This window comes from Stenotrophomonas sp. CFBP 13718 (genome assembly GCF_014842145.1).
Classification (GTDB): Bacteria; Pseudomonadota; Gammaproteobacteria; order Xanthomonadales; family Xanthomonadaceae; genus Stenotrophomonas.
Window position 1 is genome coordinate 19193 of record NZ_JACYVC010000014.1, and the last position, 23326, is coordinate 42518.

At 64.7% G+C, this 23326-nt stretch carries 28 protein-coding genes and 4 tRNA genes; 29 read left to right on the forward strand and 3 right to left on the reverse strand.

What is annotated here, in order from left to right; all coding sequences use genetic code 11:
- Positions 1–2: 2 nt before the first annotated feature.
- On the reverse strand, positions 3–1088 hold the full coding sequence (prfA, locus tag IFT58_RS17130; RefSeq protein WP_192080868.1) for a peptide chain release factor 1: 1086 nt from the start codon (positions 1086–1088) through the stop codon (positions 3–5).
- Positions 1066–2349 (reverse strand): glutamyl-tRNA reductase, encoded by a 1284-nt coding sequence (hemA, locus tag IFT58_RS17135; RefSeq protein WP_192080869.1) that lies wholly within the window; start codon positions 2347–2349, stop codon positions 1066–1068. Before hemA ends, prfA begins: the two co-directional genes overlap by 23 nt.
- Before the next feature lie 63 nt (positions 2350–2412).
- On the opposite strand from hemA, the gene IFT58_RS17140 reads away from it, so the two are divergent.
- From IFT58_RS17140 to ychF, 8 genes are all read left to right on the forward strand, one after another.
- Positions 2413–4101, forward strand: a complete 1689-nt coding sequence (locus tag IFT58_RS17140) for a tetratricopeptide repeat protein (RefSeq protein WP_192080870.1) — start codon at positions 2413–2415, stop codon at positions 4099–4101.
- On the forward strand, positions 4098–4754 hold the full coding sequence (gene lolB / locus IFT58_RS17145) for a lipoprotein insertase outer membrane protein LolB (RefSeq protein ID WP_192080871.1): 657 nt from the start codon (positions 4098–4100) through the stop codon (positions 4752–4754). Before IFT58_RS17140 ends, lolB begins: the two co-directional genes overlap by 4 nt.
- Positions 4754–5623, forward strand: a complete 870-nt coding sequence (ispE, locus tag IFT58_RS17150) for a 4-(cytidine 5'-diphospho)-2-C-methyl-D-erythritol kinase (RefSeq protein ID WP_192081049.1) — start codon at positions 4754–4756, stop codon at positions 5621–5623. Before lolB ends, ispE begins: the two co-directional genes overlap by 1 nt.
- 12 nt (positions 5624–5635) lie before the next feature.
- A tRNA-Gln gene (locus tag IFT58_RS17155) sits at positions 5636–5712 on the forward strand.
- Between the two features lie 139 nt (positions 5713–5851).
- On the forward strand, positions 5852–6811 hold the full coding sequence (locus IFT58_RS17160; protein WP_188327358.1) for a ribose-phosphate diphosphokinase: 960 nt from the start codon (positions 5852–5854) through the stop codon (positions 6809–6811).
- Positions 6812–6920: 109 nt separating this feature from the next.
- Positions 6921–7544: a 50S ribosomal protein L25/general stress protein Ctc gene (locus tag IFT58_RS17165; protein WP_192080872.1), complete on the forward strand. Its 624-nt coding sequence runs from the start codon at positions 6921–6923 to the stop codon at positions 7542–7544.
- Positions 7545–7625: 81 nt separating this feature from the next.
- The gene (gene pth, locus IFT58_RS17170; protein ID WP_192096294.1) at positions 7626–8204 is read left to right on the forward strand and encodes an aminoacyl-tRNA hydrolase; all 579 of its coding nucleotides are present in this window, start codon (positions 7626–7628) and stop codon (positions 8202–8204) included.
- Between the two features lie 186 nt (positions 8205–8390).
- On the forward strand, positions 8391–9482 hold the full coding sequence (gene ychF / locus IFT58_RS17175; protein WP_192080873.1) for a redox-regulated ATPase YchF: 1092 nt from the start codon (positions 8391–8393) through the stop codon (positions 9480–9482).
- Between the two features lie 310 nt (positions 9483–9792).
- Here ychF and IFT58_RS17180 read toward each other — a convergent pair whose 3' ends face one another.
- Complete coding sequence (locus IFT58_RS17180; protein WP_192096296.1) at positions 9793–12849, reverse strand: autotransporter outer membrane beta-barrel domain-containing protein; 3057 nt, start codon at positions 12847–12849, stop codon at positions 9793–9795.
- A gap of 192 nt (positions 12850–13041) precedes the next feature.
- On the opposite strand from IFT58_RS17180, the gene IFT58_RS17185 reads away from it, so the two are divergent.
- The 21 genes from IFT58_RS17185 to rpsH all read left to right on the forward strand — a co-directional run bounded on the left by IFT58_RS17185 (position 13042) and on the right by rpsH (position 23325).
- Positions 13042–14097 (forward strand): isoaspartyl peptidase/L-asparaginase, encoded by a 1056-nt coding sequence (locus IFT58_RS17185; protein ID WP_192096298.1) that lies wholly within the window; start codon positions 13042–13044, stop codon positions 14095–14097.
- Between the two features lie 136 nt (positions 14098–14233).
- A tRNA-Tyr gene (locus tag IFT58_RS17190) sits at positions 14234–14319 on the forward strand.
- A gap of 35 nt (positions 14320–14354) precedes the next feature.
- Positions 14355–14428: transfer RNA gene (locus IFT58_RS17195), tRNA-Gly, on the forward strand.
- A gap of 53 nt (positions 14429–14481) precedes the next feature.
- A tRNA-Thr gene (locus tag IFT58_RS17200) sits at positions 14482–14557 on the forward strand.
- Between the two features lie 40 nt (positions 14558–14597).
- On the forward strand, positions 14598–15788 hold the full coding sequence (gene tuf / locus IFT58_RS17205) for an elongation factor Tu (RefSeq protein ID WP_192080876.1): 1191 nt from the start codon (positions 14598–14600) through the stop codon (positions 15786–15788).
- 331 nt (positions 15789–16119) lie between these two features.
- On the forward strand, positions 16120–16431 hold the full coding sequence (gene rpsJ / locus IFT58_RS17210; protein ID WP_010341589.1) for a 30S ribosomal protein S10: 312 nt from the start codon (positions 16120–16122) through the stop codon (positions 16429–16431).
- Between the two features lie 11 nt (positions 16432–16442).
- The gene (rplC, locus tag IFT58_RS17215) at positions 16443–17093 is read left to right on the forward strand and encodes a 50S ribosomal protein L3 (protein WP_188324954.1); all 651 of its coding nucleotides are present in this window, start codon (positions 16443–16445) and stop codon (positions 17091–17093) included.
- 12 nt (positions 17094–17105) lie between these two features.
- The gene (gene rplD / locus IFT58_RS17220; protein WP_188324953.1) at positions 17106–17711 is read left to right on the forward strand and encodes a 50S ribosomal protein L4; all 606 of its coding nucleotides are present in this window, start codon (positions 17106–17108) and stop codon (positions 17709–17711) included.
- Positions 17708–18007, forward strand: coding sequence for a 50S ribosomal protein L23 (gene rplW / locus IFT58_RS17225; protein ID WP_042614228.1), 300 nt, complete (start codon positions 17708–17710; stop codon positions 18005–18007). The genes rplD and rplW overlap by 4 nt, the downstream gene beginning before the upstream one ends.
- A gap of 10 nt (positions 18008–18017) precedes the next feature.
- The gene (rplB, locus tag IFT58_RS17230; RefSeq protein ID WP_188324952.1) at positions 18018–18845 is read left to right on the forward strand and encodes a 50S ribosomal protein L2; all 828 of its coding nucleotides are present in this window, start codon (positions 18018–18020) and stop codon (positions 18843–18845) included.
- 6 nt (positions 18846–18851) lie between these two features.
- Positions 18852–19121, forward strand: a complete 270-nt coding sequence (gene rpsS, locus IFT58_RS17235; RefSeq protein WP_188324951.1) for a 30S ribosomal protein S19 — start codon at positions 18852–18854, stop codon at positions 19119–19121.
- Positions 19122–19133: 12 nt separating this feature from the next.
- Positions 19134–19469: a 50S ribosomal protein L22 gene (gene rplV / locus IFT58_RS17240; protein ID WP_017355410.1), complete on the forward strand. Its 336-nt coding sequence runs from the start codon at positions 19134–19136 to the stop codon at positions 19467–19469.
- Positions 19470–19486: 17 nt separating this feature from the next.
- A complete protein-coding gene (gene rpsC, locus IFT58_RS17245) occupies positions 19487–20218 on the forward strand; it encodes a 30S ribosomal protein S3 (protein WP_038690288.1) in 732 nt (243 codons plus the stop codon).
- Positions 20219–20223: 5 nt separating this feature from the next.
- On the forward strand, positions 20224–20637 hold the full coding sequence (gene rplP / locus IFT58_RS17250) for a 50S ribosomal protein L16 (RefSeq protein WP_042614224.1): 414 nt from the start codon (positions 20224–20226) through the stop codon (positions 20635–20637).
- Positions 20637–20822, forward strand: coding sequence for a 50S ribosomal protein L29 (gene rpmC / locus IFT58_RS17255; RefSeq protein ID WP_101098576.1), 186 nt, complete (start codon positions 20637–20639; stop codon positions 20820–20822). Before rplP ends, rpmC begins: the two co-directional genes overlap by 1 nt.
- An 11-nt stretch (positions 20823–20833) precedes the next feature.
- A complete protein-coding gene (gene rpsQ, locus IFT58_RS17260; RefSeq protein ID WP_188324950.1) occupies positions 20834–21103 on the forward strand; it encodes a 30S ribosomal protein S17 in 270 nt (89 codons plus the stop codon).
- A 13-nt stretch (positions 21104–21116) separates the two neighbouring features.
- Positions 21117–21485 carry a 50S ribosomal protein L14 gene (gene rplN, locus IFT58_RS17265; protein ID WP_042614221.1) on the forward strand — a complete coding sequence of 123 codons (369 nt, stop codon included), beginning with the start codon at positions 21117–21119 and terminating at the stop codon, positions 21483–21485.
- 16 nt (positions 21486–21501) lie between these two features.
- On the forward strand, positions 21502–21819 hold the full coding sequence (gene rplX, locus IFT58_RS17270) for a 50S ribosomal protein L24 (RefSeq protein ID WP_188324949.1): 318 nt from the start codon (positions 21502–21504) through the stop codon (positions 21817–21819).
- Positions 21820–21829: 10 nt separating this feature from the next.
- The gene (gene rplE / locus IFT58_RS17275; RefSeq protein ID WP_188324948.1) at positions 21830–22372 is read left to right on the forward strand and encodes a 50S ribosomal protein L5; all 543 of its coding nucleotides are present in this window, start codon (positions 21830–21832) and stop codon (positions 22370–22372) included.
- Positions 22373–22393: 21 nt separating this feature from the next.
- Positions 22394–22699: a 30S ribosomal protein S14 gene (rpsN, locus tag IFT58_RS17280; RefSeq protein WP_188324947.1), complete on the forward strand. Its 306-nt coding sequence runs from the start codon at positions 22394–22396 to the stop codon at positions 22697–22699.
- A 227-nt stretch (positions 22700–22926) separates the two neighbouring features.
- Positions 22927–23325: a 30S ribosomal protein S8 gene (rpsH, locus tag IFT58_RS17285; RefSeq protein WP_004145387.1), complete on the forward strand. Its 399-nt coding sequence runs from the start codon at positions 22927–22929 to the stop codon at positions 23323–23325.
- Position 23326 lies beyond the last annotated feature (1 nt).

Sequence of the window (23326 nt, forward strand, 5' to 3'; positions counted from 1 at the left end):
GGTCAGACCGTCGCGGACAACTGGGCCAGCGCGTCGGCCTGGTGTTCCTGCGCCAGACGTTGCAGCAACGCATCCATGTCGCCGGTCATCACGTTGGGCAGGTCATACAGGGTCAGCCCTTCAACCCGGTGGTCGGTGATGCGTCCCTGCGGGAAGTTGTAGGTACGGATGCGCTGGCTGCGGTCGCCGCTGCCCACCTGCAACCGACGCGATTCGGCCTGCGCGGCGTCCTGGCGCGATCGCTCGGCGTCGAGCAGCTGCGCCTTCAGGCGCTTCATCGCCTTGTCCCGGTTCGCGTGCTGGCTGCGCTCGGTCTGGCATTCCACCACCACGCCGGTTGGCATGTGGGTGATGCGGATGGCCGACTCGGTCTTGTTGACGTGCTGGCCGCCTGCGCCGGACGAGCGGTACGTATCCACCCGCAGGTCGGCAGGATTGATCTGCACCTCGTCGATCTCGTCGGCCTCGGGAATGATCGCGACGGTCGCTGCCGAGGTATGGATGCGGCCCTGCGATTCGGTCGCCGGCACGCGCTGCACGCGGTGGGTGCCCGATTCGAACTTCAAGCGCGAGAACGCTCCCCGGCCGACCACGCGCGCCACGACTTCCTTGTAGCCGCCGTGCTCGCCGGGACTGTCCGATTCCACCTCGACCTTCCAGCCTTGGCGCTCGGCGTAGCGTGCATACATGCGGAACAGATCGCCGGCGAAGATCGCCGCTTCGTCGCCACCGGTGCCGGCGCGCACTTCCAGGAACAGGTTGCCATCGTCGCGCACGTCGCGCGGCACCAGCAGCAGGGCCAGTTCCTGTTCCAGCTGCAGCAGGCGGGCCTGCGCGGCGTCGACTTCCTCATCCGCCAGCTCGCGCAGATCCGGATCCGCGCGCATGGCCTCGGCCGTGGCGAGATCGGCCTTGGCGCGGTTCTCATCGGCCAAGGCCAGTGCGACCGGCTCCAGCTGGGCGAACTCGCGGGAAAGATCGCGGAAGCGCTTGTTGTCGGCGACCACCGCAGGATCGGACAGCAGGCGTTCGAGTTCTTCGCGGCGCTCGGCCAGCGCTTCCAGCTTACGGCGCAGGGTCGGCGTCATCAGGTCTCACAGTCGGGTGGTGGTATCCCGGCACGGCCGGGAACAGGCGCTCGGCAGCGCGGGTGAGTTCGGCATCACCGCTCAGCGCAGCAGCGCGCAGCGCCGCCGTGGGTGGATGCAGCAGGCGGTTGGTCAGGCCATGCGCCAACAATTCCAGCACTTCGTCGGCCGGCTTGCCGTGCGCCAGCTGCTGGCGGGCCCGCTCCAGCAACTCGGCGCGGGTGGCTTCGCCGAAGGCCCGCAGCTGCTTCAGCGGCGCGTGGTGGGCACCGGCCTGCTGGGTTTCGATGAAGCGGGCCACCTGCAGGTCGATGATCGCCTCGGCCTCCGCAGCGGCTTCACGACGGCCGCGGCGGTTGTCTTCCACCGCCCGCTCCAGATCGTCGACGGTGTACAGGAAGGCATCGTCCAGGGTGGCGACCGACGCTTCGATATCGCGCGGCACCGCCAGGTCGAACAACAGCATCGGCTTGTGCCGGCGCGCGCGCAGCGCCGCCGCCACGGTGGCGCGATGGATCACCGGCTCGCGTGCGGCGGTGGCGGAGAACACGATGTCGGCCTCGGCCAGGTGCCGGTCCAGTTCGGCCAGTGGCAGCGCGACACCGCCGTGGCGGGTCGCCAGATCCTGTGCATGGGCCAGCGTGCGGTTGGCGATCAGCAGCCGCCGCACCTTGCCGTCACTGAGGTGGCGCGCCGCCAGTTCGATGGTTTCGCCGGCGCCCACCAGCAGCACGGTGGAGTCGTCCAGCCGGGCAAACGAGTTCTGTGCCAGGCGCACTGCCGCCGATGCCACAGACACCGGGTTGGCGCCCACTTGGGTATCGGTGCGCGCACGCTTGGCGACCGAGAAGGTCTGCTGGAACAGCCGGTCCAGGCGCTGGCCGAGCAGGCCATGCTCGCGCGCCACGGTCCACGCCTCTTTCACCTGGCCGAGGATCTGCGGCTCCCCCAGCACCATCGAGTCGAGCCCGGTGGCGACACGGAACAGATGGCGTACGGCCTCCGCGTCGGCGTGCTGGTACAGATAGCCCTGCAGATCGCCGGCCTGGTCGTGCAGCCACTGGTTCAGCGCGGTTTCCGATTCGGCGACGGCGTACAGTTCGGTGCGGTTGCAGGTGGACAGCAGCACCGCTTCGGCGATCTGCGGGGTGGCGCGGAGGGAAAGCAACGCGCGCGGCAGCGCCTCACCGGCGAAGGCTGCGCGTTCGCGCAGATCCACCGGTGCGGTCTGATGATTCAGTCCGAGCACCCACAGGGTCATTGTTCAGTTGCTTGCGATAAGCTGCTGGCCATAGGCACACATTTTAAGGCCCCAATGCCATCGATGCCCGCATTGATTCGCATCTCCAGTGTTCTGCTGCTCAGCCTGATGGCTGGACCGACCCTGGCAGCCCCTTCCACCTCACGTGTGCTGGACCGGGCCGAGGCGGCCCAGGAGCCGTCGCTGGAGCCTGCACTGGTGGGCGAATTCGCCCTGCAGGCAGGCAAACTGGGTGATTCGGCCGCGCAGTACCTGCAGGCCGCGCAGGCCAGCGAGGGCGATGCCGGGTTGGCCGAACGGGCCACCCGCATTGCCATGCTGGCCAACGACGACGCACGCGCCGGGCAGGCACTGGCCCTGTGGCAGCAGCGCGCGCCGACCTCCTTGACCATGCGCAGCGCCGCGGCGGCGTTGGCCATGCGGCAGAACCGGCCGGAGCAGGCCGTGGCCGAACTCAAGGCGCTGCTGGCCACGCCGGGCGACGAAGGCTGGCGCCTGACACTGGCCGCACTGGTTGGCGGTGGGCGCGAACCGACCGTGCCGGCGCAGGTACTGGAAGCGCTGGTTGCCGCCGATGCCATCCCCAACCGGATCGAGGTCTGGCAGGAGTTCGGGCGGGTGGCCATGCGCATGGAAAAACCTGACCTGGCCCAGCGCATGGTCGATCAGGTCGTGCGCCGCTTCCCCGACGACCCCCGCGTGGCGCTGCTGCGCGTCAGCCAGCTGCAGCAGGCCGGCAAGACCGCTGAAGCAATGAGTGTGCTGCAGGCGCTGGAACCGGCTGCCCGCGCCACCCCGGACCTGCGCAATGCGGTGGCTATCGCCTACGACGCGATGAATCAGCCGATGGCCGCCGAACGGGTGCTGTCCGCCGGGCCACAGGACACGCAGACCTACGGCATGCGTGCCTCGCTGCTGGCCAAACAGGAGGATGCCACCGCGCTTGCCGCGCTGTATGCCGAGCTGTCACGCGCGGCCAGCAAGCCGGATCCCGCGCAGCGTCTGCTGCTGGGCAAGATCGCCGAGTACCTCAAGCGTTACCAGGAAGCCGTTGACTGGTACCACAGCGTGCCGGGTGGCGACGAGTTGAGCGAGGCACGCCTGCGTGCCGCCAATGCGCAGGGGCTGCTGGGCAACCAGGCCAAGGCACTGGAAGAAGTGCGCGCGGTGCAATCCGATGCCGTGCTCGCCGAAGAGGCCCGACGTGACGCGTACCTGCTGGAGGCCGAGCTGCGCCTGCGTGCGGGTGATGAGGCCGGTGAGCTGGACGCGCTGGGCCGCGGCCTGGCCGCCTACCCGGACGAAAACGCACTGTTGTATGCGCGCGCCCTGGCCTGGGAGCGTCGCGATGACATCCCGCGCGCCGAGGCCGACCTGCGCAAGGTGCTGGTCACCGAGCCGGAAAACGTGGCTGCCCTGAACGCACTGGGCTACACCCTCGCCGACCGCACCCACCGCTATCAGGAGGCGCTTGAACTGATCGACCGGGCGCGCGTCGCCGATCCGGACAATCCGGCCATCGTCGACAGTCATGGCTGGGTGCTGTATCGCCTGGGTCGCAACGAAGAGGCCGCCGTCCAGCTGCGCCGCGCCTACGCCTTGGCCAAGGACGCGGAAATTGCCGCACACCTGGGTGAAGTGCTGTGGGTGCTGGGTCGCCAGGACGAGGCAAGGCGTTACTTCGATGAAGCCGCCAAGCTGGACCCCGACAACCGCGCGCTGCAGCGCGCCCGCGAGAAGTTCAGCCCATGAAGCCTGCTTTTTTGCGTCCGCTGTTGCTGGCCGCGCTGTCGCTCGCGCTGGCAGCCTGCACCTCGGTGGGCAACCAGAAGACGCCTGTCCCGGATGTGGCCTACACCGTCCCGCCCGCTGCCGAGCGGGCCGAAGCCGCACGGGTGCAGGCGCTGCGCGCGCAGCCGGACTGGACCTTCCAGGGCCGTGTAGCGGTCAGCAAGGGCAAGAACGGCGGCAGCGGGCGGATCGACTGGTCGCAGCAGGGTGCGGACTACCAGGTGCAGCTCAGCGCGCCGGTGACCCGCCAGAGCTGGCGGCTGCAGGGCAACACGCTGCAGGGCGGTGGGCGGCTCGAGGGGCTCGATGGCGGTCCCCGAGAGGGGGCGGACGCGGCGCAGGTAGTGCAGGACGCTACCGGCTGGGAGATTCCGGTCAACCAGCTGCCGGACTGGACACGTGGCCTGGTGCTGCAGGGCACCGATGAAAACGGGCTGCAGCGCGATGCCGAGGGTCGTCCGCGCCGGCTGCAGCAGGCGGGGTGGGTCGTGGAGTATCTCGACTGGCACTCAGGCGAAGGCGGTCAGCAGGTGCTGCCACGCCGGATCGAGGCCACCAATGGGGATGCCAAAGTCAAACTGGTGATCGATCAGTGGGGCACGCCGGGACCATGATGGCGCACCGTGTTGACGCGGCTGGCTGGTCCTGGTGGCCCGCGCCGGCGAAGCTGAATCTGTTCCTGAACATCGTCGGCCGTCGTCCCGATGGTTATCACGCGCTGCAGACGGTGTTCCGCCTGCTGGACTGGGGTGACCGGATCGGCATACGGCTGCGGGATGACGGGGTCATCCGGCGTGAAGGCGACGCGCTGCCCGGTGTGGCCGAGGCGGATGATCTCGCGGTGCGTGCGGCCATGCTGCTTCAAAACGTGACGAACAGCGCCCAAGGTGCGGACATCGTCGTTGAAAAGGCGATACCGGCGGGTGGTGGTTTCGGCGGCGGGTCTTCTGATGCCGCCACGGTGTTGAAGGTGCTCAACGTTCTCTGGCGAACCGGCCTGGATGACGATGCGCTGGCCGCGCTGGGGCTGCGTCTTGGCGCAGATGTTCCGGTATTCGTGCGCGGCCACACGGCATGGGCTGAAGGAATCGGCGAGCTCCTGCGGCCGCTGGAGCTTGCTCCTGCGTGGTATGTGATCGTTGATCCGGGAGTGCACGTGCCGACGCCGGCACTTTTCGCTGATCCGGATTTGACGCGGGACAGCGCAATAGCGAAAATAGAGGACTTCGTTTCCGGATCCCTGTCCGGCAATGCGTTTGAACCGGTGCTGCGCCGCCGTGAGCCTGCCGTAGAGGCCGCGCTTGCTGCGTTGAGCGACATTGGTCTGGCGCGTCTTACAGGGTCGGGGGGCGGGTGCTTCGTCGAGTTTCCATCGCAGCCTGCTGCGATGGCTGCGAAGGCGGAGCTGCCTGAGGAGTTGCGGGCGTGGGTGGTGGAAGGGGTAGCCCGTTCACCGCTGCTGGATGCACTCGAGCGTAACTGATTCATTTGATGCAGGGGCGTCGCCAAGAGGCCCAAGGCACCAGGTTTTGATCCTGGCATTCGGAGGTTCGAATCCTCCCGCCCCTGCCACTTGCGGCTGTGTCCGCGCCAACCAGCGCATGCGTCTGCGCGGGACGTGGAAACCGTCGCGGTGATATCAGCTGCAGGGGCCTCCGGGTGCCTGCAGTCACCCGATCTCCGTCACTCGCCCCCGCTCGAGACAATCATGATGCAAGCGTCGCCCAACCTGCTGGTCTTCTCCGGCAACGCCAACAAACCCCTCGCGCAGAGCATCTGCAAGGAGCTGGGGGTACGTCCCGGCAAGGCACTGGTCTCGCATTTCTCCGACGGTGAAGTCCAGGTCGAGATCGAGGAAAACGTCCGCAAGCAGGACGTGTTCGTGATCCAGCCGACCAGCGCGCCCAGCGCTGAGAACCTGATGGAGCTGCTGGTGCTGATCGACGCGCTGAAGCGTGCATCGGTGGCCAGCGTCACCGCCGTGGTGCCGTATTTCGGTTACTCGCGGCAGGATCGCCGCATGCGCTCGTCGCGCGTGCCGATCACCGCCAAGCTGGCGGCAAAGATGTTCAGTACGGCCGGTGCGGATCGTGTGTTGACCGTGGATCTCCACGCCGACCAGATCCAGGGTTTCTTCGACATCCCGGTGGACAATGTGTATGCCTCGCCGCTGCTGCTCGCCGATATCTGGCGCGCGTACGGCACCGAGAACCTGATCGTGGTGTCTCCGGACGTGGGCGGTGTGGTGCGCGCGCGCGCCGTGGCCAAGCGCCTGGATGATGCCGACCTGGCGATCATCGACAAGCGCCGGCCGCGTGCCAACGTGTCCACCGTGATGAACATCATCGGTGACGTCGAAGGCAAGACCTGCGTGATGGTCGATGACATCGTCGATACCGCCGGCACCCTGTGCGCCGCTGCCGCTGCCCTGAAGGCGCGCGGTGCGCTCAAGGTCGCCGCGTACTGCACCCACGCGGTGCTGTCCGGCCCGGCGGTCGACAACATCAACAACTCCCAGCTCGATGAGCTGGTGGTGACCGACACCATCCCGCTGAAGGACGCCGCGCGGGTGTGCAGCAAGATCCGCCAGCTGAGCGTGGCGGAAATGCTGGCCGAGACGATGCGTCGCATCGCCTTCGGTGAGTCGGTCAGCTCGTTGTACGTGGACTGATTTTTTTTGTTCCTGCCGGCGACGGCGGGGACCTCCAAGGGTACTTCTGGTCGCGGAAGTACCTTCATCCGCCCCGCCACCCGGCAGGGCATCCAACAGGTAGTAGAAAATGTCGAAGACCCATGAAATCAAGGTCACCAAGCGTGAACTGCAGCGCAAGGGTGCGAGCCGCCGCCTGCGTCACGCTGGCGTGATCCCGGCGATCGTGTACGGCGGCAGCGCCGATCCGGTCGCTATCAGCCTTGACCACAACGAAATCTGGCTGGCCCAGTACAACGATTGGTTCTACTCGTCCATCCTGGACCTGAACCTCGATGGCAAGGTCGAGCGCGTGCTGCTGCGTGACATGCAGCGCCATCCCTTCAAGCAGCTGATCCTGCATCTCGATTTCCTGCGCGTGAACGAGAATGAAGTGCTGACCGCTGCCGTGCCGCTGCACTTCATCAACGAAGACACCTCGCCGGCCGGCAAGGCGTCGGACATCGTGGTCACCCACGAAGTGAAGGAAGTGACCGTCAGTTGCCTGCCGAAGGACCTGCCGGAGTCGATCGAAGTCGACCTGGGCGCCCTGGAAGCCGGTGGCGTGATCCACCTGTCCGACCTCAAGCTGCCGAAGGGCGTTGAGCTGCCGGCGCTGGCGCTGGGCAAGGATCACGACGATGCCGTGGTCACCGCCAAGCACGGCAAGGAAGACGCTGCCGACGCCGCCGAAGAAGCACCGGCTGCCGAGTAATGCCTTCGCGGCGCCTGTCCCTTCGGGGGCAGGCGCCGTACCTGCCGGTGCGTGAGGCACGGGCAGCATCTGGAAGAAACAATGGCAGGATTGCGACTGATCGTTGGTCTCGGCAACCCCGGACCAGAGCACGCCCGGACCCGGCACAATGCTGGGTTTCATTTTGTTGAGGCCCTTGCGGAAAAAGCAGGTGCGCGCTGGAGCGTGGACAGCAAGCTGTTCGGCGAGACCGCCAAGGTCGATATAGCGGGCCAGCCGGTCTGGCTGCTGAAGCCGGCCACCTTCATGAACCTCAGTGGCAAATCGGTGACCGCAGCGCAGCGGTTCTGGAAGATCGAGCCGGAAGAAACCCTGTTGGCGCACGACGAGCTGGACTTGCCGCCGGGTGCGGCACGGCTGAAGTTCGACGGCGGCCACGGCGGGCAGAACGGCCTGCGCGATACCATCCGCCTGCTCGGCCACGGCCAGTTCCACCGGCTGCGTGTGGGTATTGGCCATCCAGGCCACAAGGATCGGGTAGTGCCGTGGGTGCTGGGACGGGCGTCGAAGGATGACGACATCCTGATCGCACGTGCCATCGACGAGGCGATCGATGTGCTGCCGCTGGCGGTGCAGGGCGATTTCAGCGAAGCGATGAAGCGTCTGCACACCCCGAAGTAATCCGCGGACCCTCGCGGCAGCGGTAGGTAGCGCCGGGCCATGCCCGGCAGATGTAGGTAGCGCCTAGCCATGCCCGGCAGATGTAGGTAGCGCCGAGCCATGCTCGGCGGCCGTACGAAGAGAATGATTAGCCAAACAGCGCGTGCGCTCTTTCGCCAATCACTTTCACCCCAAAGGTTGTCGAACATGGGTATCAAATGCGGAATCGTCGGCCTGCCCAACGTGGGCAAGTCGACGCTGTTCAATGCGCTCACCAAGGCAGGTATCGCCGCGGCCAATTTCCCGTTCTGCACGATCGAGCCCAACGTGGGCATCGTGCCGGTGCCGGATCCGCGCTTGAACGAACTGGCGGCCATCATCAACCCGCAGAAGGTCATCCCGACCGCGGTCGAGTTTGTCGATATCGCCGGCCTGGTTGCCGGTGCGGCCAGTGGCGAAGGCCTGGGCAACAAGTTCCTGGCGCATATCCGCGAAGTGGATGCGATCACCCACGTGGTGCGCTGCTTCGAAAACGCTGACGTGATCCACGTCAACAACAAGGTGGATCCGCTTTCGGATATCGACACCATCGATACCGAGCTGGCCCTCGCCGATCTGGACAGCGTTGAAAAGGCGCTGAACCGGGCCGAGCGTTCGGCCAAGGGCGGCGACAAGGAAGCGGCGGCACGCAAGCCGGTGCTGGCCAAGCTGCAGGCGGCGCTGGCCGACGGCAAGGCCGGCCGTGCGGCGGGCCTGGACGAGGAAGAGAAGGCGCTGGTGCGCGATCTGTTCCTGCTGACCCTCAAGCCGGTGATGTACATCGCCAACGTGCTTGAAGACGGGTTCGAAAACAACCCGCACCTGGATGCCGTGCGCGCGCGCGCGGCTGAAGAGGGTGCGAAGGTGGTGCCGGTGTCGGCGGCCATCGAAGAAGAACTGTCGCAGCTCGACGATGACGATCGCGATACCTTCCTGGCCGACCTGGGCCTGAGCGAGCCGGGCCTGAATCGCGTGATCAACGCGGCCTACCAGTTGCTCGGCCTGCAGACCTACTTCACCGCAGGCGTCAAGGAAGTGCGTGCCTGGACCGTACGCAAGGGCGCGACCGCGCCGCAGGCGGCCGCCGTGATCCATACCGACTTCGAGAAGGGCTTCATCCGCGCTGAAACCATCGCCTATGACGACTTCATCAAGTACAAGGGTGAAGCGGGTTCGAAGGAAGCCGGTCGTCTGCGTCTGGAAGGCAAGGAATACCGTGTGCAGGAAGGCGACATCCTGCATTTCCGCTTCAACGTCTGATCGCGATGGGTGACGACCGAGGGTCGTCACCGCGTCGAACCTGCAACGCCCCGTCCTGCGGGGCGTTGTTGTATCTGGACAAAAAATCACCACGCCCGGAGATGCCTGCGGCGACAGGCTTACGGTGAGTTGTCCACACGTAACCCCCATCGCTTTCCACGCGACATGTGGAAAACCGCAGCGCGCAGGCGATCTTCAGTGGCGAAAAAACAGCCAGTGCTGGAAACGCTTGCCACGCCGAGCTCACACCTACTTGTCCACATCTAACCCCCACGGGTTTCCCGCGTGGGTGTGGAGAACATGCGGGGTGTCAGAATCCATACCGGATGCCGATCAGTGCCCCGTACTGGCGGAAGTTCGATGCGCCGCGCGCGACGTCGAGTTCGCCCCATGCGGCTACCCGTTCGCTCAGCTGCGCCTGCACGCCGGCACGCACCTGGTACAGCGTGCGTGGATCGCCGCCGGACACCCTCGCATCGTCGAAGCGCATTGCATTGCCTGCGCCGTGACGCGTGATCCAGTCGACGGTGAGGAACGGCTGCACCCCCGCGCTGGCATCGGGCAGCGGACGGCCATGCAGGCGCAGGCCGACCCGCGTCTGCAGGCCGCCGGCATCGGCGACACTGACCCGGGTGCCGTTCCGCTCGATGTGCGTGCCGCCGGTCATGGCCCAGCTGTTCCACGTCACCTGCACCTGCGGCTGCAGATAAAGCGCGTGCGCGCCGGACTGGAACACCGCCAGGCTTTGGCCCACTTCCACTGACGCGCTGGTACTGCGGGCGCGGTAATGCTCGCGTGCCAGTGCCTCGCCCTGCACACTGCCGCGGAAGTCGGCGTGCTGCAGCCAGGTGTCGATGTAGCGCGCTTCCTGCAGCCAGCTGGCATACACGCCCACGCTGCGGCCATCGATCCGTCCGTCCGCGCTGTAGCCGGTGCGCGTGGACATCACCTGCTGATCGACACGCCCGCTGCCGGCCATCACCCCGGCCACTCCGTGGCTGCCGTGGCCCCAGTGCAGCAGGTCCGCACCTGCCTGCACCACGTGCTGCTGGCGTCGACCCTGCAGCTGGTCGGTGACGTCCATGCGCGCGTTTTCGCTGGGCATGCGCAACCACGCCGTGATGCCGTCCTGCGCTGCGGGCAGCGAGGGGTCGCCGCTGCGCTGGTGCAGGGTCATGTCGAACAGATGCAGTGCCGCCGCCTGGTTGGCCAGCCAGGCGCCCACCTCCGGCCGCTGTACGAGCGGGGAGACGGTCGGCGGAATCACCGGCGGCGTGATCGGTGTCACGGGCGGGACAGTCACGGGCGGCGTGATCGGCGGCGTCACCGGCGTACATCCCGGCGCAGCAGGATCCTGCTCGCAGGGATTCACCGGGTCCGACGGCAGCTGCGAGCGCAGGTACCAGTCGCCGTCGCCCGGTGCGGCGGCGCTGCCCTGGTGCAGGAAATATTCGTACGCGCCAGCCACCGCGCGTCCTTCCAGTGCGAAGGCTGCGCCCGAAGTGCCGTCCACCTGCACCACGCGCAGGCCCTCAACCGTCGCCGCGCCGCCGCCGCCGGCATTCTCCACCTGCAGGCGGGTACTACCGCTGCTGTCGCCTTCGATGTGCAGCAGATTGCTGGGGGCATCGTCACCTTCCAGCCGCGTGTTGAGCACGAGCAGTCCGCCGTGCCCCGCGTAGTCGCCATGCACGGTCAGCTGCGCAAACGGCTGCGCGGCGGGCGCGATGAAGGCGATCGTGCCCGCATGGTCCAGCGTCTCCACGGCCGAGTCTCCCGTGACGGTCCAGTGGCTGCCCGCCGCTACGTGCATCGAGCGCGCATGCAGTCCCTCGACCTCGCGCAAGGCGCCGCGCCACAGGCTTGCACCGGCCAGGCTGATATCCACGGCGGCCGTGGGGCTTTCCACGGTGATATCACCGCTCAGGATGCTGTCGAGGGCCGCGACCTGCACCGTGCCTGCCGCGATGCGTGAGCCATCGTTGAACACGGTGTCGCCGACACGCAGCAGCGCGCCCGCCGGGGCCGCTTCATTCACCTGCATGCCGTGCAGTTGCAGCTCGTGGTTTCCGCCCTGCAGCCAGAAGGCGGTGCCGGCCGGTGTGCGCAACGTGCCGTCCTGCAGCAGGGCGCGATTCCAGTAGTCGCCGTCGGCCGTCAGGTACGAGCGCCAGCCGATGGACTGCGCGCCACGCAGGTCGATGTGCAGGCCTTTCGCCAGGTCCAGGGTGGCGGTGTTCACCTGCACCACGCCGGAAGCCCGCAGCCCATCGCTGTCGATGCGCACGTCCTGCAGCGATGCGCGCGTGGCGCCGCCGCCAACGAACACCCCGGTGGCGTCGTTGCCCTGCAGCTCGATGCGGCTGCCGCTGGCCTGCAGGCGCGTACGGGTGCTGCCGGTGGAGCCGGTCGCGCGCAGCCCCTGGCCGCGATCACCGTGGACGTTGATCACGTCGTCAATCAGCAGCGCGTTGCCGCCGAACAGCTCCACGGCGTACCGGCCCTCGCCGAAGACGTCGAGCTGGCTGCCGCGCAACTGCAGGTCGGAACTGTCGCTGGAGAGCCAGATGGCCGCGCTGCCCGTGCCCGGGGCGCTGCGGATGCGGGTGCCTTCGGCCAGCAGGCGGCCGCCACTGTTGATGTTGAAGCCGATATCGCCGCTGGAGTCGTACAGGCCGCCCACGATGTGCAGCGCCGCGTAGTCGCCGGTCGCCGCATTCCCCAGCAGGCGCGCGCTGCCGATGGTGCCGGTAAGGGTGACGTTGTCGGCCTCGACCTGCGCGCCGCTGGCTACGTCCAGAAAGCCGTTGAGGTAGTCCACGTTCCGCAGCAGCACCTGGGCGCCCGTCGTCGCACGTAGCCCGCCGATGCGCGGATTGCTGCCGCTGGCGTCGAACCGGCTGTCGACCAGCGTCAGCACGGCGTTGTCGTGCGCTTCCAGGCGTCCGCCACCGTGCAGCTGCAGGTCACTGCCGTCGATCCGGCTGCCGGTATCGGTGGCCAGCAGCGCAGCGGCGGTGCTGCCGGGGGAGAGTTCCAGGGTGCTGCGGCCCAGGCTGGCGCGGCCGCCGGCGCTGGCCTGCACGGCTTGTGCGGTGGTCGCGGCGGCGCCCAGCGCAAGGGTGGAATCGACCACGCTGACCTCGCTGCCGGTACCGCGCACGCTTAACGCCGTACCGGCGCGGTCCTGCACGATACGGTCGTCTTCGAAGTGCCGTGCCTCCCCGCCATCCACGGTGATCGGGCCGCTGTAGTCCGCCGCAGCGGCGGGCAGCGCGGCGGCCATCGCCAGGTTGAGCAGGGTAGGGCAGAGAGGGCGGCGCGCACGCGCCGGGGTGGCCGCACGGGGCAGGGTGGGAAGATTCATGGGATCTCGCTTGCGGGGTGGCGCAGGGGTGGGGTGCGGCGGCGCGTGATCGGCCGCAGCGCCCGACGCTAGGGCAGCGATCCGGTGGGCTCCATCGACTCCGGCTGAAAAGCGCGGCGCGCTCGGCGGGGTGCTTGCCAAGCGAGCCGCGCGCGCGCAGCGTGGTCGTTACCGACCTGTGGGAGATGCTGGATGACGTTGCGCCTGTGCTGTGCCGCCGTGCTGTTGTCGCTGAGCCTTGCTGCCGTTGCGGCCGCCGCCACGCCCGGCGAACCGGGGGAGGCGCCGGCTGTGATGTCCGATCCGTTGCTGGTGATCCACGGCGGGGCCGGGGTGCAGCGCAAGGATCTGTCCGCAGCAGAAGAGCGTGCCGCCCGTCAGGCGCTGACGGCCGCCTTGCGCGCGGGGCATGCCGAGCTCGCTGCCGGACGCCCGGCACTGGCCGCGGTCACCCGCGCCATCACCGTGCTCGAGGACGACCCCACCTTCAATGCGGGGCGTGGCGCGGTCTTTACCCATGACGGTCGCAACGAGCTGGATGCATCGTTGATGGACGGCGCGACCCAGCGTGCCGGTGCCGTCGCCGGCGTGCAGCGGGTGCGCAACCCGATCCTGCTGGCGCAGGCGGTGATGGAGCACTCTGCGCACGTGATGATGGTAGGTCAGGGCGCTGAAGCCTTCGCTGCCGAGCAGGGTGTCACGCTGGTTGATCCGTCGTACTTCCGCACGGACAAGCGCTGGCAGCAGCTGCAGCGGGCCTTGCAGGAAGAGCGAGCGGGCACGGCGCATGCCGATCTGGAGACCGCCCGGCATTTCGGCACGGTCGGCGCGCTCGCGCTGGATGCGCAGGGCAGGCTGGCGGCCGGCACGTCGACGGGCGGCATGACCAACAAGCGCTACGGGCGCGTGGGCGATTCGCCGGTCATCGGTGCTGGCACCTGGGCCGACGCGCGCTGTGCGGTATCCAGCACCGGCTGGGGTGAGTTCTACCTGCGCACCGCGGCAGCGCATGAAATCTGCGCACGCGTGCGTCTGTCAGGCACCCCGGCCGCCCAGGCCGGGCGCGAGGTCATCAATGAAATGATCCCTGCCATGGGCGGTGACGGGGGCGCCATCGTCCTGACCGCAGACGGGCAGATCGGGTTGCCCTTCAACACCCAGGGCATGTATCGGGGCTGGATAGGCGCCGACGGTGTGCCGCATGTTGCGATCTTCGCCGACGAGCCACTCGAGGTCCCCGGCCGATAACCTTGCGTATCAACGGGTTTGCGACAGCATGTGAAAAAAAAGAAAAAACGTGTTGACAGACCTGCGGCGGATCAGCAGAATTGCGGGCTCACCACCACACACCGCAACGCTTCGGCGCCACGGCATGGGGTGGTAAGGAGGGATACCCAAGCGGCCAACGGGGGCAGACTGTAAATCTGCTGGCTTACGCCTTCGGTGGTTCGAATCCACCTCCCTCCACCAGTTTCACGTAGTTTCACGTTGTGGCAATTCCCGGTGCGGGAGTAGTTCAATGGTAGAACTTCAGCCTTCCAAGCTGATTGTGCGGGTTCGATTCCCGTCTCCCGCTCCATTGAATGTTTAGAACTTTGAAGATATTTCGGTTCATGCCATAATGCAAAACTCGCTCACGTAGCTCAGTCGGTAGAGCACTTCCTTGGTAAGGAAGAGGTCGAAGGTTCGATTCCTTTCGTGAGCACCATCTTAAGCATCACCCCAAGACGAATTCGAGATAAGCAGCCATGGCCAAGGGTAAGTTCGAGCGCACCAAGCCGCACGTCAACGTCGGCACCATCGGTCACGTCGACCACGGCAAGACCACGCTGACCGCCGCACTGACCAAGATCGGTGCCGAGCGCTTCGGTGGCGAGTTCAAGGATTATTCCTCGATCGACGCCGCGCCGGAAGAAAAGGCGCGTGGCATCACGATTTCGACCGCACACGTCGAATATGAATCCCCGAACCGTCACTACGCCCACGTCGATTGCCCGGGCCATGCTGACTACGTCAAGAACATGATCACCGGTGCAGCGCAGATGGACGGCGCGATCCTGGTCTGTTCCGCTGCTGACGGCCCGATGCCGCAGACCCGCGAGCACATCCTGCTGTCGCGTCAGGTCGGCGTGCCGTACATCGTCGTCTTCCTGAACAAGGCAGACATGGTCGATGACGCCGAGCTGCTTGAGCTGGTGGAAATGGAAGTGCGCGAGCTGCTGAGCAAGTACGACTTCCCGGGCGACGACACCCCGATCATCGCCGGTTCGGCGCGTCTGGCGCTGGAAGGCGACCAGAGCGACATCGGTGTGCCGGCTGTCATCAAGCTGGTCGAGGCGCTGGACACCTGGATCCCGATGCCGGAGCGCGCTGTCGACAAGCCGTTCCTGATGCCGGTGGAAGACGTGTTCTCGATCTCGGGCCGCGGCACCGTGGTGACCGGTCGTATCGAGCGCGGCGTGATCAAGGTCGGCGAAGAAATCGAAATCGTCGGTATCCGCGACACCGTCAAGACCACCGTGACCGGCGTGGAAATGTTCCGCAAGCTGCTCGACCAGGGTCAGGCAGGCGACAACGCCGGTCTGCTGCTGCGCGGCACCAAGCGTGACGACGTCGAGCGTGGCCAGGTCCTCTGCAAGCCGGGTTCGATCAAGCCGCACACCGAGTTCGAAGGCGAAGTGTACGTGCTGTCGAAGGATGAGGGCGGCCGTCACACCCCGTTCTTCAACGGCTACCGTCCGCAGTTCTACTTCCGTACCACGGACATCACCGGTGCTGCCAAGCTGCCGGAAGGTGTCGAGATGGTGATGCCGGGCGACAACGTGAAGATGGTTGTCACCCTGATCAACCCGGTGGCAATGGACGAAGGCCTGCGTTTCGCGATCCGCGAAGGCGGCCGTACCGTCGGTGCCGGCGTGGTGTCGAAGATCATCAAGTAATCTGTTAGACTTTGCGCCCCGATGTTGCCTGGGTAGGGCATCGGGGCGCTTTTAAAAGGGAAAAGAAACACAGGACGTGTTTCGTGTTCCCCGGACCAGGATCGGTCGCGCCATTCAGGCTTTGTCAACACACTGTGTTGACAGGCTTTTTGTATGTGCGCTATGCTTCTACGTCTGGGCAGGCCGGGAAACCGACCTGCCTACGTTTTTGAGGTTAATGGATTGACCTTGTCGGCCTGCAGGAGTGCGGGCCGTCTGTATTCAGGATATTCACGGGGCTAGGCAACCCAGAGGCCTGGCTCGTCGCTCTTTTAACGAAGGAACCACCGTCATGGCGGACCAAAAGATCCGTATCCGGCTGAAGGCGTTCGATCATCGTTTGATCGACCGTTCGGCCAGCGAGATCGTAGAAACGGCAAAGCGGACCGGCGCGCAAGTGCGTGGCCCGATCCCGCTGCCGACCAAGATTGAACGCTACACCATCCTCGTCTCCCCGCACGTCGACAAAGACGCGCGTGACCAGTACGAGACCCGCACGCACAAGCGCGTGCTCGATATCGTTGATCCGAACGACAAGACCGTGGACGCGCTGATGAAGCTCGAACTGGCTGCCGGCGTCGACGTTCAGATCAAGCTGACCTGAGGACTACGACCATGACGAAGAAATATTCGTTGGGCTTCGTGGGCCGCAAGGCTGGCATGAGCCGCGTTTTCACTGAAGATGGCCAGTCCATCCCGGTGACCCTGATTGAAGCCTCCCCGAACCGCATCGCGCAGATCAAGACCGTCGAAGCTGACGGCTACAGCGCCGTGCAGGTGACCGTCGGCGCGCGTCGCGCTGCCCTGGTCAACAAGCCGGAAGCCGGCCACTTCGCCAAGGCGAAAGTGGAAGCGGGCCGTGGCCTGTGGGAATTCCGCGTTGAAGACGCGCAGCTCGGCGATTTCGCCGTTGGCGGCGAAGTCAAGGCGGACATCTTTGAAGTCGGCCAGATCGTCGACGTCCAGGGTGTCACCAAGGGCAAGGGCTTCCAGGGCACCATCAAGCGCTACAACTTCCGCATGGGTGACGCTACCCACGGTAACTCGCTGTCGCATCGCGCGCCGGGTTCACTGGGCCAGCGCCAGACGCCGGGTCGCGTGTTTCCGGGCAAGAAGATGTCCGGTCACATGGGTTCCGTGCAGCAGAGCACCCTGAATCTGGAAGTTGTCAAGGTCGACGTCGAGCGCGGTCTGATCGCGGTTCGCGGCGCCGTTCCTGGCGCGGCGGGTGGCGACGTGATCGTCCGTCCGGCGAGCAAGGCATAAGGAGAGATGACGATGGAACTCGTTATCACGGGTAGCAATAACAAGGTCTCGGTCTCCGATGCCGTGTTCGGTCGCGATTTCTGCGGTGATCTGGTCCACCAGGTTGTCGTCGCTTATCGCAACGCCGGTCGCGCAGGTACCAAGGCGCAGAAAACGCGTTCTGAAGTGGCTGGTACCACGAAGAAGTCGAAGAAGCAGAAGGGCGGCGGTGCGCGTCATGGCGCGCTGACGGCTCCGATCTTCATCGGCGGTGGTGTCACCTTCGCGGCCAAGCCGCGTAGCTTCGAGCAGAAGGTCAACCGTAAGCAGTACCGTGCCGCCATGTGCGCGATCCTGTCCGAGCTGAACCGTCAGGGCCGTTTGACGATCGTGGAGGCCTTCGATGTCGAAGCGACCAACACGAAGTCGTTGATCGCCAAGCTGGCCGGCCTGGAAGTGGGCAAGCGCCCGCTGATCGTCACTGAAGAAGCCTCCGAGCACCTGTACCTGTCGGCGCGCAACATTCCCTACGTGGAAGTGCGTGACGTGCAGGGTCTGGACCCGGTGTCGCTGGTCGGTGCCGATACGGTCATCATTACCGCTGATGCGGTCAAGAAGGTCGAGGAGTGGCTGGCATGAGCAGCAACGAGAAAATCTTCAGCGTGCTGCGCGCTCCGCGAGTCTCTGAAAAGACCGCGCGCCTGCAGGAACTTTCCAACCAGTATGTCTTCGAGATTTCGAACGAAGCCACCAAGGCCGATGTAAAGGCCGCGGTAGAGCAGCTGTTCGACGTCAAGGTCGAGGCCGTCAACGTGCTGAACGTCAAGGGCAAGAACAAGTCCTTCCGTAACCGCGCTGGCCGCCGTGGCGATTGGCGCAAGGCGTACGTGCGCCTGGCCGATGGCCAGTCCATCGATGTAACGGCCAAGGCCTGAGGTCCATCCCATGCCATTGATGAAATTCAAACCCACTTCCCCCGGCCGTCGTTCGGCCGTGCGCGTGGTTACTCCCGATCTGCACAAGGGCGCACCGCACGCACCGTTGCTGGAGCCGTTGAGCAAGTCGGGTGGTCGTAACCACCACGGCCGCATCACGGTCCGCCACGTTGGTGGTGGTCACAAGCAGCACTACCGCGTCATCGACTTCAAGCGCAACAAGGAAGGCATTCCGGCACGCGTGGAACGCATCGAATACGATCCGAACCGCACTGCCCATATCGCCCTGCTGTGCTACGTCGACGGTGAGCGTCGCTACATCATCGCACCGAAGGGCCTGAAGGCCGGTGACCAGGTGATTGCAGGCTCGGATGCGCCGATCAAGGCAGGCAACACGCTGCCGCTGCGCAACATCCCGGTCGGTACCACCATCCACGGCATCGAACTGAAGCCGGGCAAGGGTGCACAGATCGCTCGTGCCGCCGGCGCCGCCGTGCAGCTCGTCGCTCGTGAAGGCATCTACGCCACCCTGCGCCTGCGCTCGGGTGAAATGCGCAAGGTGCCGGTCGAGTGCCGCGCCACCATCGGTGAAGTCGGTAACGACGAGCACAATCTGGAAAAGCTGGGCAAGGCTGGCGCCAAGCGCTGGCGCGGTGTCCGCCCGACCGTTCGTGGTGCAGCCATGAACCCGGTTGACCATCCGCACGGCGGTGGTGAGGCGAAGGCCGGCCAGGGTAATCCGCATCCGGTCACCCCGTGGGGTGTTCCGACCAAGGGTTACAAGACGCGCCATAACAAGCGCACTCAGCAGTTCATCGTCCGCGATCGTAGGGGCTAATCGACCATGGCACGTTCACTCAAGAAGGGCCCGTTTGTCGATCACCACCTTGTTGTCAAGGTGGCAGCCGCTGCGGGTAGCAAGCGTCCGATCAAGACCTGGTCGCGTCGTTCGATGATCCTGCCTGACATGGTAGGCGTCACCATTGCCGTGCATAACGGCAAAAACCACATCCCGGTTCTCATCAACGAGAACATGGTCGGCCACAAGCTTGGCGAATTTGCCATCACCCGGACCTTCAAGGGTCACGGTGGTGACAAGAAGTCCGGCAAGTAAGGAGAGATGACAATGGAAGCGAAAGCCATTTTGCGCTCCGCGCGCATCTCTGCGCAGAAAGCCCGCCTGGTCGCTGACCAGGTGCGCGGCCTGCCGGCCGAGCGTGCGGTCAACCTGCTGAAGTTCTCGGACAAGAAGGCTGCACACCTGATCAAGAAGGTGGTGGAGTCGGCTATTGCAAATGCCGAGAACAACCAGGGCGCTGACGTCGACGAGCTGAAGGTCCAGACCATCATGGTAGATGAAGGTCCGACCCTGAAGCGTTTCATGGCGCGGGCGAAAGGCCGCGGTACCCGCATCCTCAAGCGCACCAGCCACATCACTGTGGTTGTGGGCGCCGGCAAGTAAGCGGAAAGGAAAAGACCATGGGTCATAAAGTTCATCCGATTGGTATCCGCCTCGGTATTTCCAAGGATTGGAACTCCAAGTGGTACGCCAACAAGGGCGAGTTCGCTGGTTATCTGGCGGCCGACCTGAAGGTGCGGGAAATGCTGCGCAAGAAGCTTGCGCAGGCCGGCATCAGCAAGATCCTCATCGAGCGTCCGGCCAAGACCGCCCGCGTGACGATCCACACCGCCCGTCCGGGCGTGGTGATCGGCAAGCGTGGTGAGGACATCGAGAAGCTGCGCAAGGAAGTGAGCGAGATGATGGGCGTCCCGGCGCACATCAACGTCACTGAAGTGCGCAAGCCCGAGCTGGACGCACAGCTGGTTGCCGAGTCCATCGCGCAGCAGCTTGAGCGTCGCATCATGTTCCGCCGTGCAATGAAGCGCTCGGTCGGCAACGCGATGCGCCTCGGTGCCCTGGGCATCAAGGTCAACGTCGGTGGCCGCTTGAACGGTGCAGAAATCGCCCGCTCGGAGTGGTACCGCGAAGGCCGCGTGCCGCTGCACACGCTGCGTGCCGACATCGACTACGGCTTCGCTGAAGCCAAGACGACGTACGGCATCATCGGCATCAAGGTCTGGATCTACAAGGGCGAGGTCTTCGATTTCTCCCAGGTTGGCCAGGAAAAGCAGGACGACTCCCCGCGCAACGATCGTAACGATCGCGGCGACCGCGGTGACCGTCAGCGCCCGGCTCGTGAAGCGAGGTAACGACAATGTTGCAACCCAAGCGAACCAAATACCGCAAGGTACACAAGGGGCGTAACGACGGCCTGAGCTGGAGCGCAAACGCTGTCAGCTTCGGCGAGTACGGCCTGAAGGCAACCGCCCACGGTCAGCTGACCGCGCGTCAGATCGAAGCGGCCCGCCGCTCGATCAGCCGCTACGTCAAGCGCGGTGGCAAGATGTGGATCCGTGTGTTCCCCGACAAGCCCATCACCAAGAAGCCCATCGAAGTTCGAATGGGTTCGGGTAAGGGCAACGTGGAATACTGGGTGGCCCAGATCCAGCCCGGCCGCATGATCTATGAAATCGAGGGTGTTACCGAAGACGTGGCACGCGAGGCATTCCGCCTGGCTGCCGCCAAGCTCTCGGTCACCACCACTTTCGTAACCCGGACGGTGCGCTGATGGACCTCAAACAACTCCGTGAAAAGTCGGCTGACGAACTGAAGGCCCACCTGATCGACCTGCGTAAGGAACAGTTCTCTGTCCGTATGCAGCAGGTCACCGGCCAGCTGCCGAAGACTCACGATATCCGCCGGGTCCGTCGCGAGATTGCTCGCACGAAGACCCTGCTCGGCAGCACCAAGTAAGGATGGCCGCTATGAGCGACAACACTGAAAACAAAGCGCTGCGCACGGTCGAAGGCCGTGTCGTCAGCAACAAGATGGACAAGACGGTCACCATTCTGGTGGAACGCCAGGTCAAGCACCCGCTGTACGGTAAGTACATCAAGCGCTCGTCCAAGCTGCACGCCCATGATGCCGACAATGCCTGCAACGAAGGCGATGTCGTGCGCGTGACCGAAATTGCTCCGATGTCCAAGACCAAGAACTGGCGCGTGGTGGAAGTCATCACGCGTGCGGCTGAATAAGGAGATCTGACTCATGATCCAGATGCAGAGCTACCTTGACGCCGCGGACAATTCCGGTGCCAAGGAACTGATGTGCATCAAGGTGCTTGGTGGTTCCAAGCGCCGTTATGCGCACATTGGTGACATCATCAAGGTCACCGTCAAAGACGCGATTCCGCGCGGCAAGGTCAAGAAGGGCGAAGTTTACGACGCCGTTGTTGTCCGTACCCGCAAGGGTGTTCGTCGTCCGGACGGTTCGTTGATCCGCTTCGACGGCAATGCTGCCGTACTGCTGAACAACAAGCAGGAGCCGATCGGCACCCGTATCTTCGGACCGGTGACGCGTGAACTTCGTTCGGAGAAGTTCATGAAGATCGTCTCGCTCGCTCCCGAAGTGCTGTGAGCGACAGGAGATAATCATGGCTAACCGTATCAAGAAGGGCGACCAGGTTGTCGTCACCGCTGGCAAGGACAAGGGTAAGCAGGGCGAAATCGTCCGCGTGGACGGCGACCGTGTGGTCGTCGCCAACGTGAACATCGTCAAGCGCCACACCAAGCCGAATCCGCAGGCAGGCGTTGCCGGCGGCGTGGTCGAGCGTGAAGCGTCGATCCATATCTCCAACGTAAACGTCGTCAACCCGGCAACGGGCAAGGGCGAGCGCGTTGGCTTCAAGGTGCTGGAGGATGGACGCAAACTGCGTGTGTTCCGCTCCAGCGGTGAGGCGCTCGACGCCTGAGGATGCGCTGATGAATACCCGTCTCGAAAAGTTTTACAAGGAAGAAGTAGTCCCGGCGCTGATGAAGCAGTTCGGCTACAAGAATCCGATGGAAGTGCCGAAGCTGGTCAAAGTCACCCTGAACATGGGTGTCGGTGAAGCAGCGACCAACAAGAAGATCCTGGAAAACGCCGTCGGCGACATGACCAAGATTGCCGGCCAGAAGCCGGTCATCACCAAGTCGCGTGTGTCGGTTGCGTCCTTCAAGATCCGCGATGGTTGGCCGATCGGCTGCAAGACCACGCTGCGCCGTGAAAAGATGTACGAGTTCATGGACCGCCTGATCAACATCTCGCTGCCGCGCGTGCGCGACTTCCGTGGTGTGTCCGGTCGTTCCTTTGACGGTCGCGGCAACTTCAACATGGGTGTGAAGGAACAGATCATCTTCCCGGAAATCGATTTCGACGCTGTCGATGCGATCCGCGGTATGGATATCGCCATCACCACCACGGCGAAGACCGATGCGGAAGCGAAGGCGCTGCTGGCAGCGTTCAAGTTCCCGTTCCGTAACTGATACGTCGAGGAATATCCGAAAATGGCAAAGACCTCCATGGTCAACCGCGACATCAAGCGGAAGAAGCTGGCTGAGAAGTTCGCTGACAAGCGCGCTGCTCTGAAGAAGATCGTGTCCTCGCCGACCGCGTCTTACGAAGAGAAGATCGAAGCCTCCACCAAGTTGTCGAAGCTGCCGCGCGATTCGTCGCCGAGCCGCCATCGCAACCGTTGCGAACTGTCTGGACGCCCGCGTGGCGTGTACAGCAAGTTCGGCCTGGGCCGTAACAAGCTCCGCGAAGCCACCATGCGTGGCGACGTGCCGGGCCTGCGCAAGGCCAGCTGGTAATCAGCCGGTCCTGCGACTGCCCTCCCTGAACGGGGAGGGCAGGTCCAGCCGAGGCGGGTTCGCCCGTCTGCAGAAAAAACCAGAGAGCCCGACGCAAGTCGGGCTCTTTTGGCGTATAATCCCGCGTCTTGCCTTGCGCTGGTTGCGGGGGAGGGGGCCTGGCCCATCCCAGGACTACAAAAACAGAATTCGCGAAAGCGGATATCGGTGCACTCAAAGGTACTCATATGAGCATGACTGATCCCATCGCCGACCTGCTGGTCCGCATCAAGAATGCGGCAGCGGTTGGCAAGCAGACGGTGAAAGCACCGTCGTCCAAGATCAAGGTTGCGATCGCCCAGGTCCTGAAGGACGAGGGTTACATCACCGACCTGCGCGTTACCGCGCTCGAGAACAACAAGTCCGAGCTCGAAATCGTGCTGAAGTATTTCGAAGGCAAGCCGGTCATCGCGACCCTGAAGCGTTTCTCGCGTTCGGGTCTGCGTCAGTACCGTGGCAAGAGCGAGCTGCCGAAGGTCATGAACGGCCTGGGTATTTCCATCATTTCCACCTCCAAGGGCATCATGACTGATGCGCAGGCGCGCCAGTTGGGCGTCGGCGGCGAAGTCCTGTGCTTCGTGGCCTAAG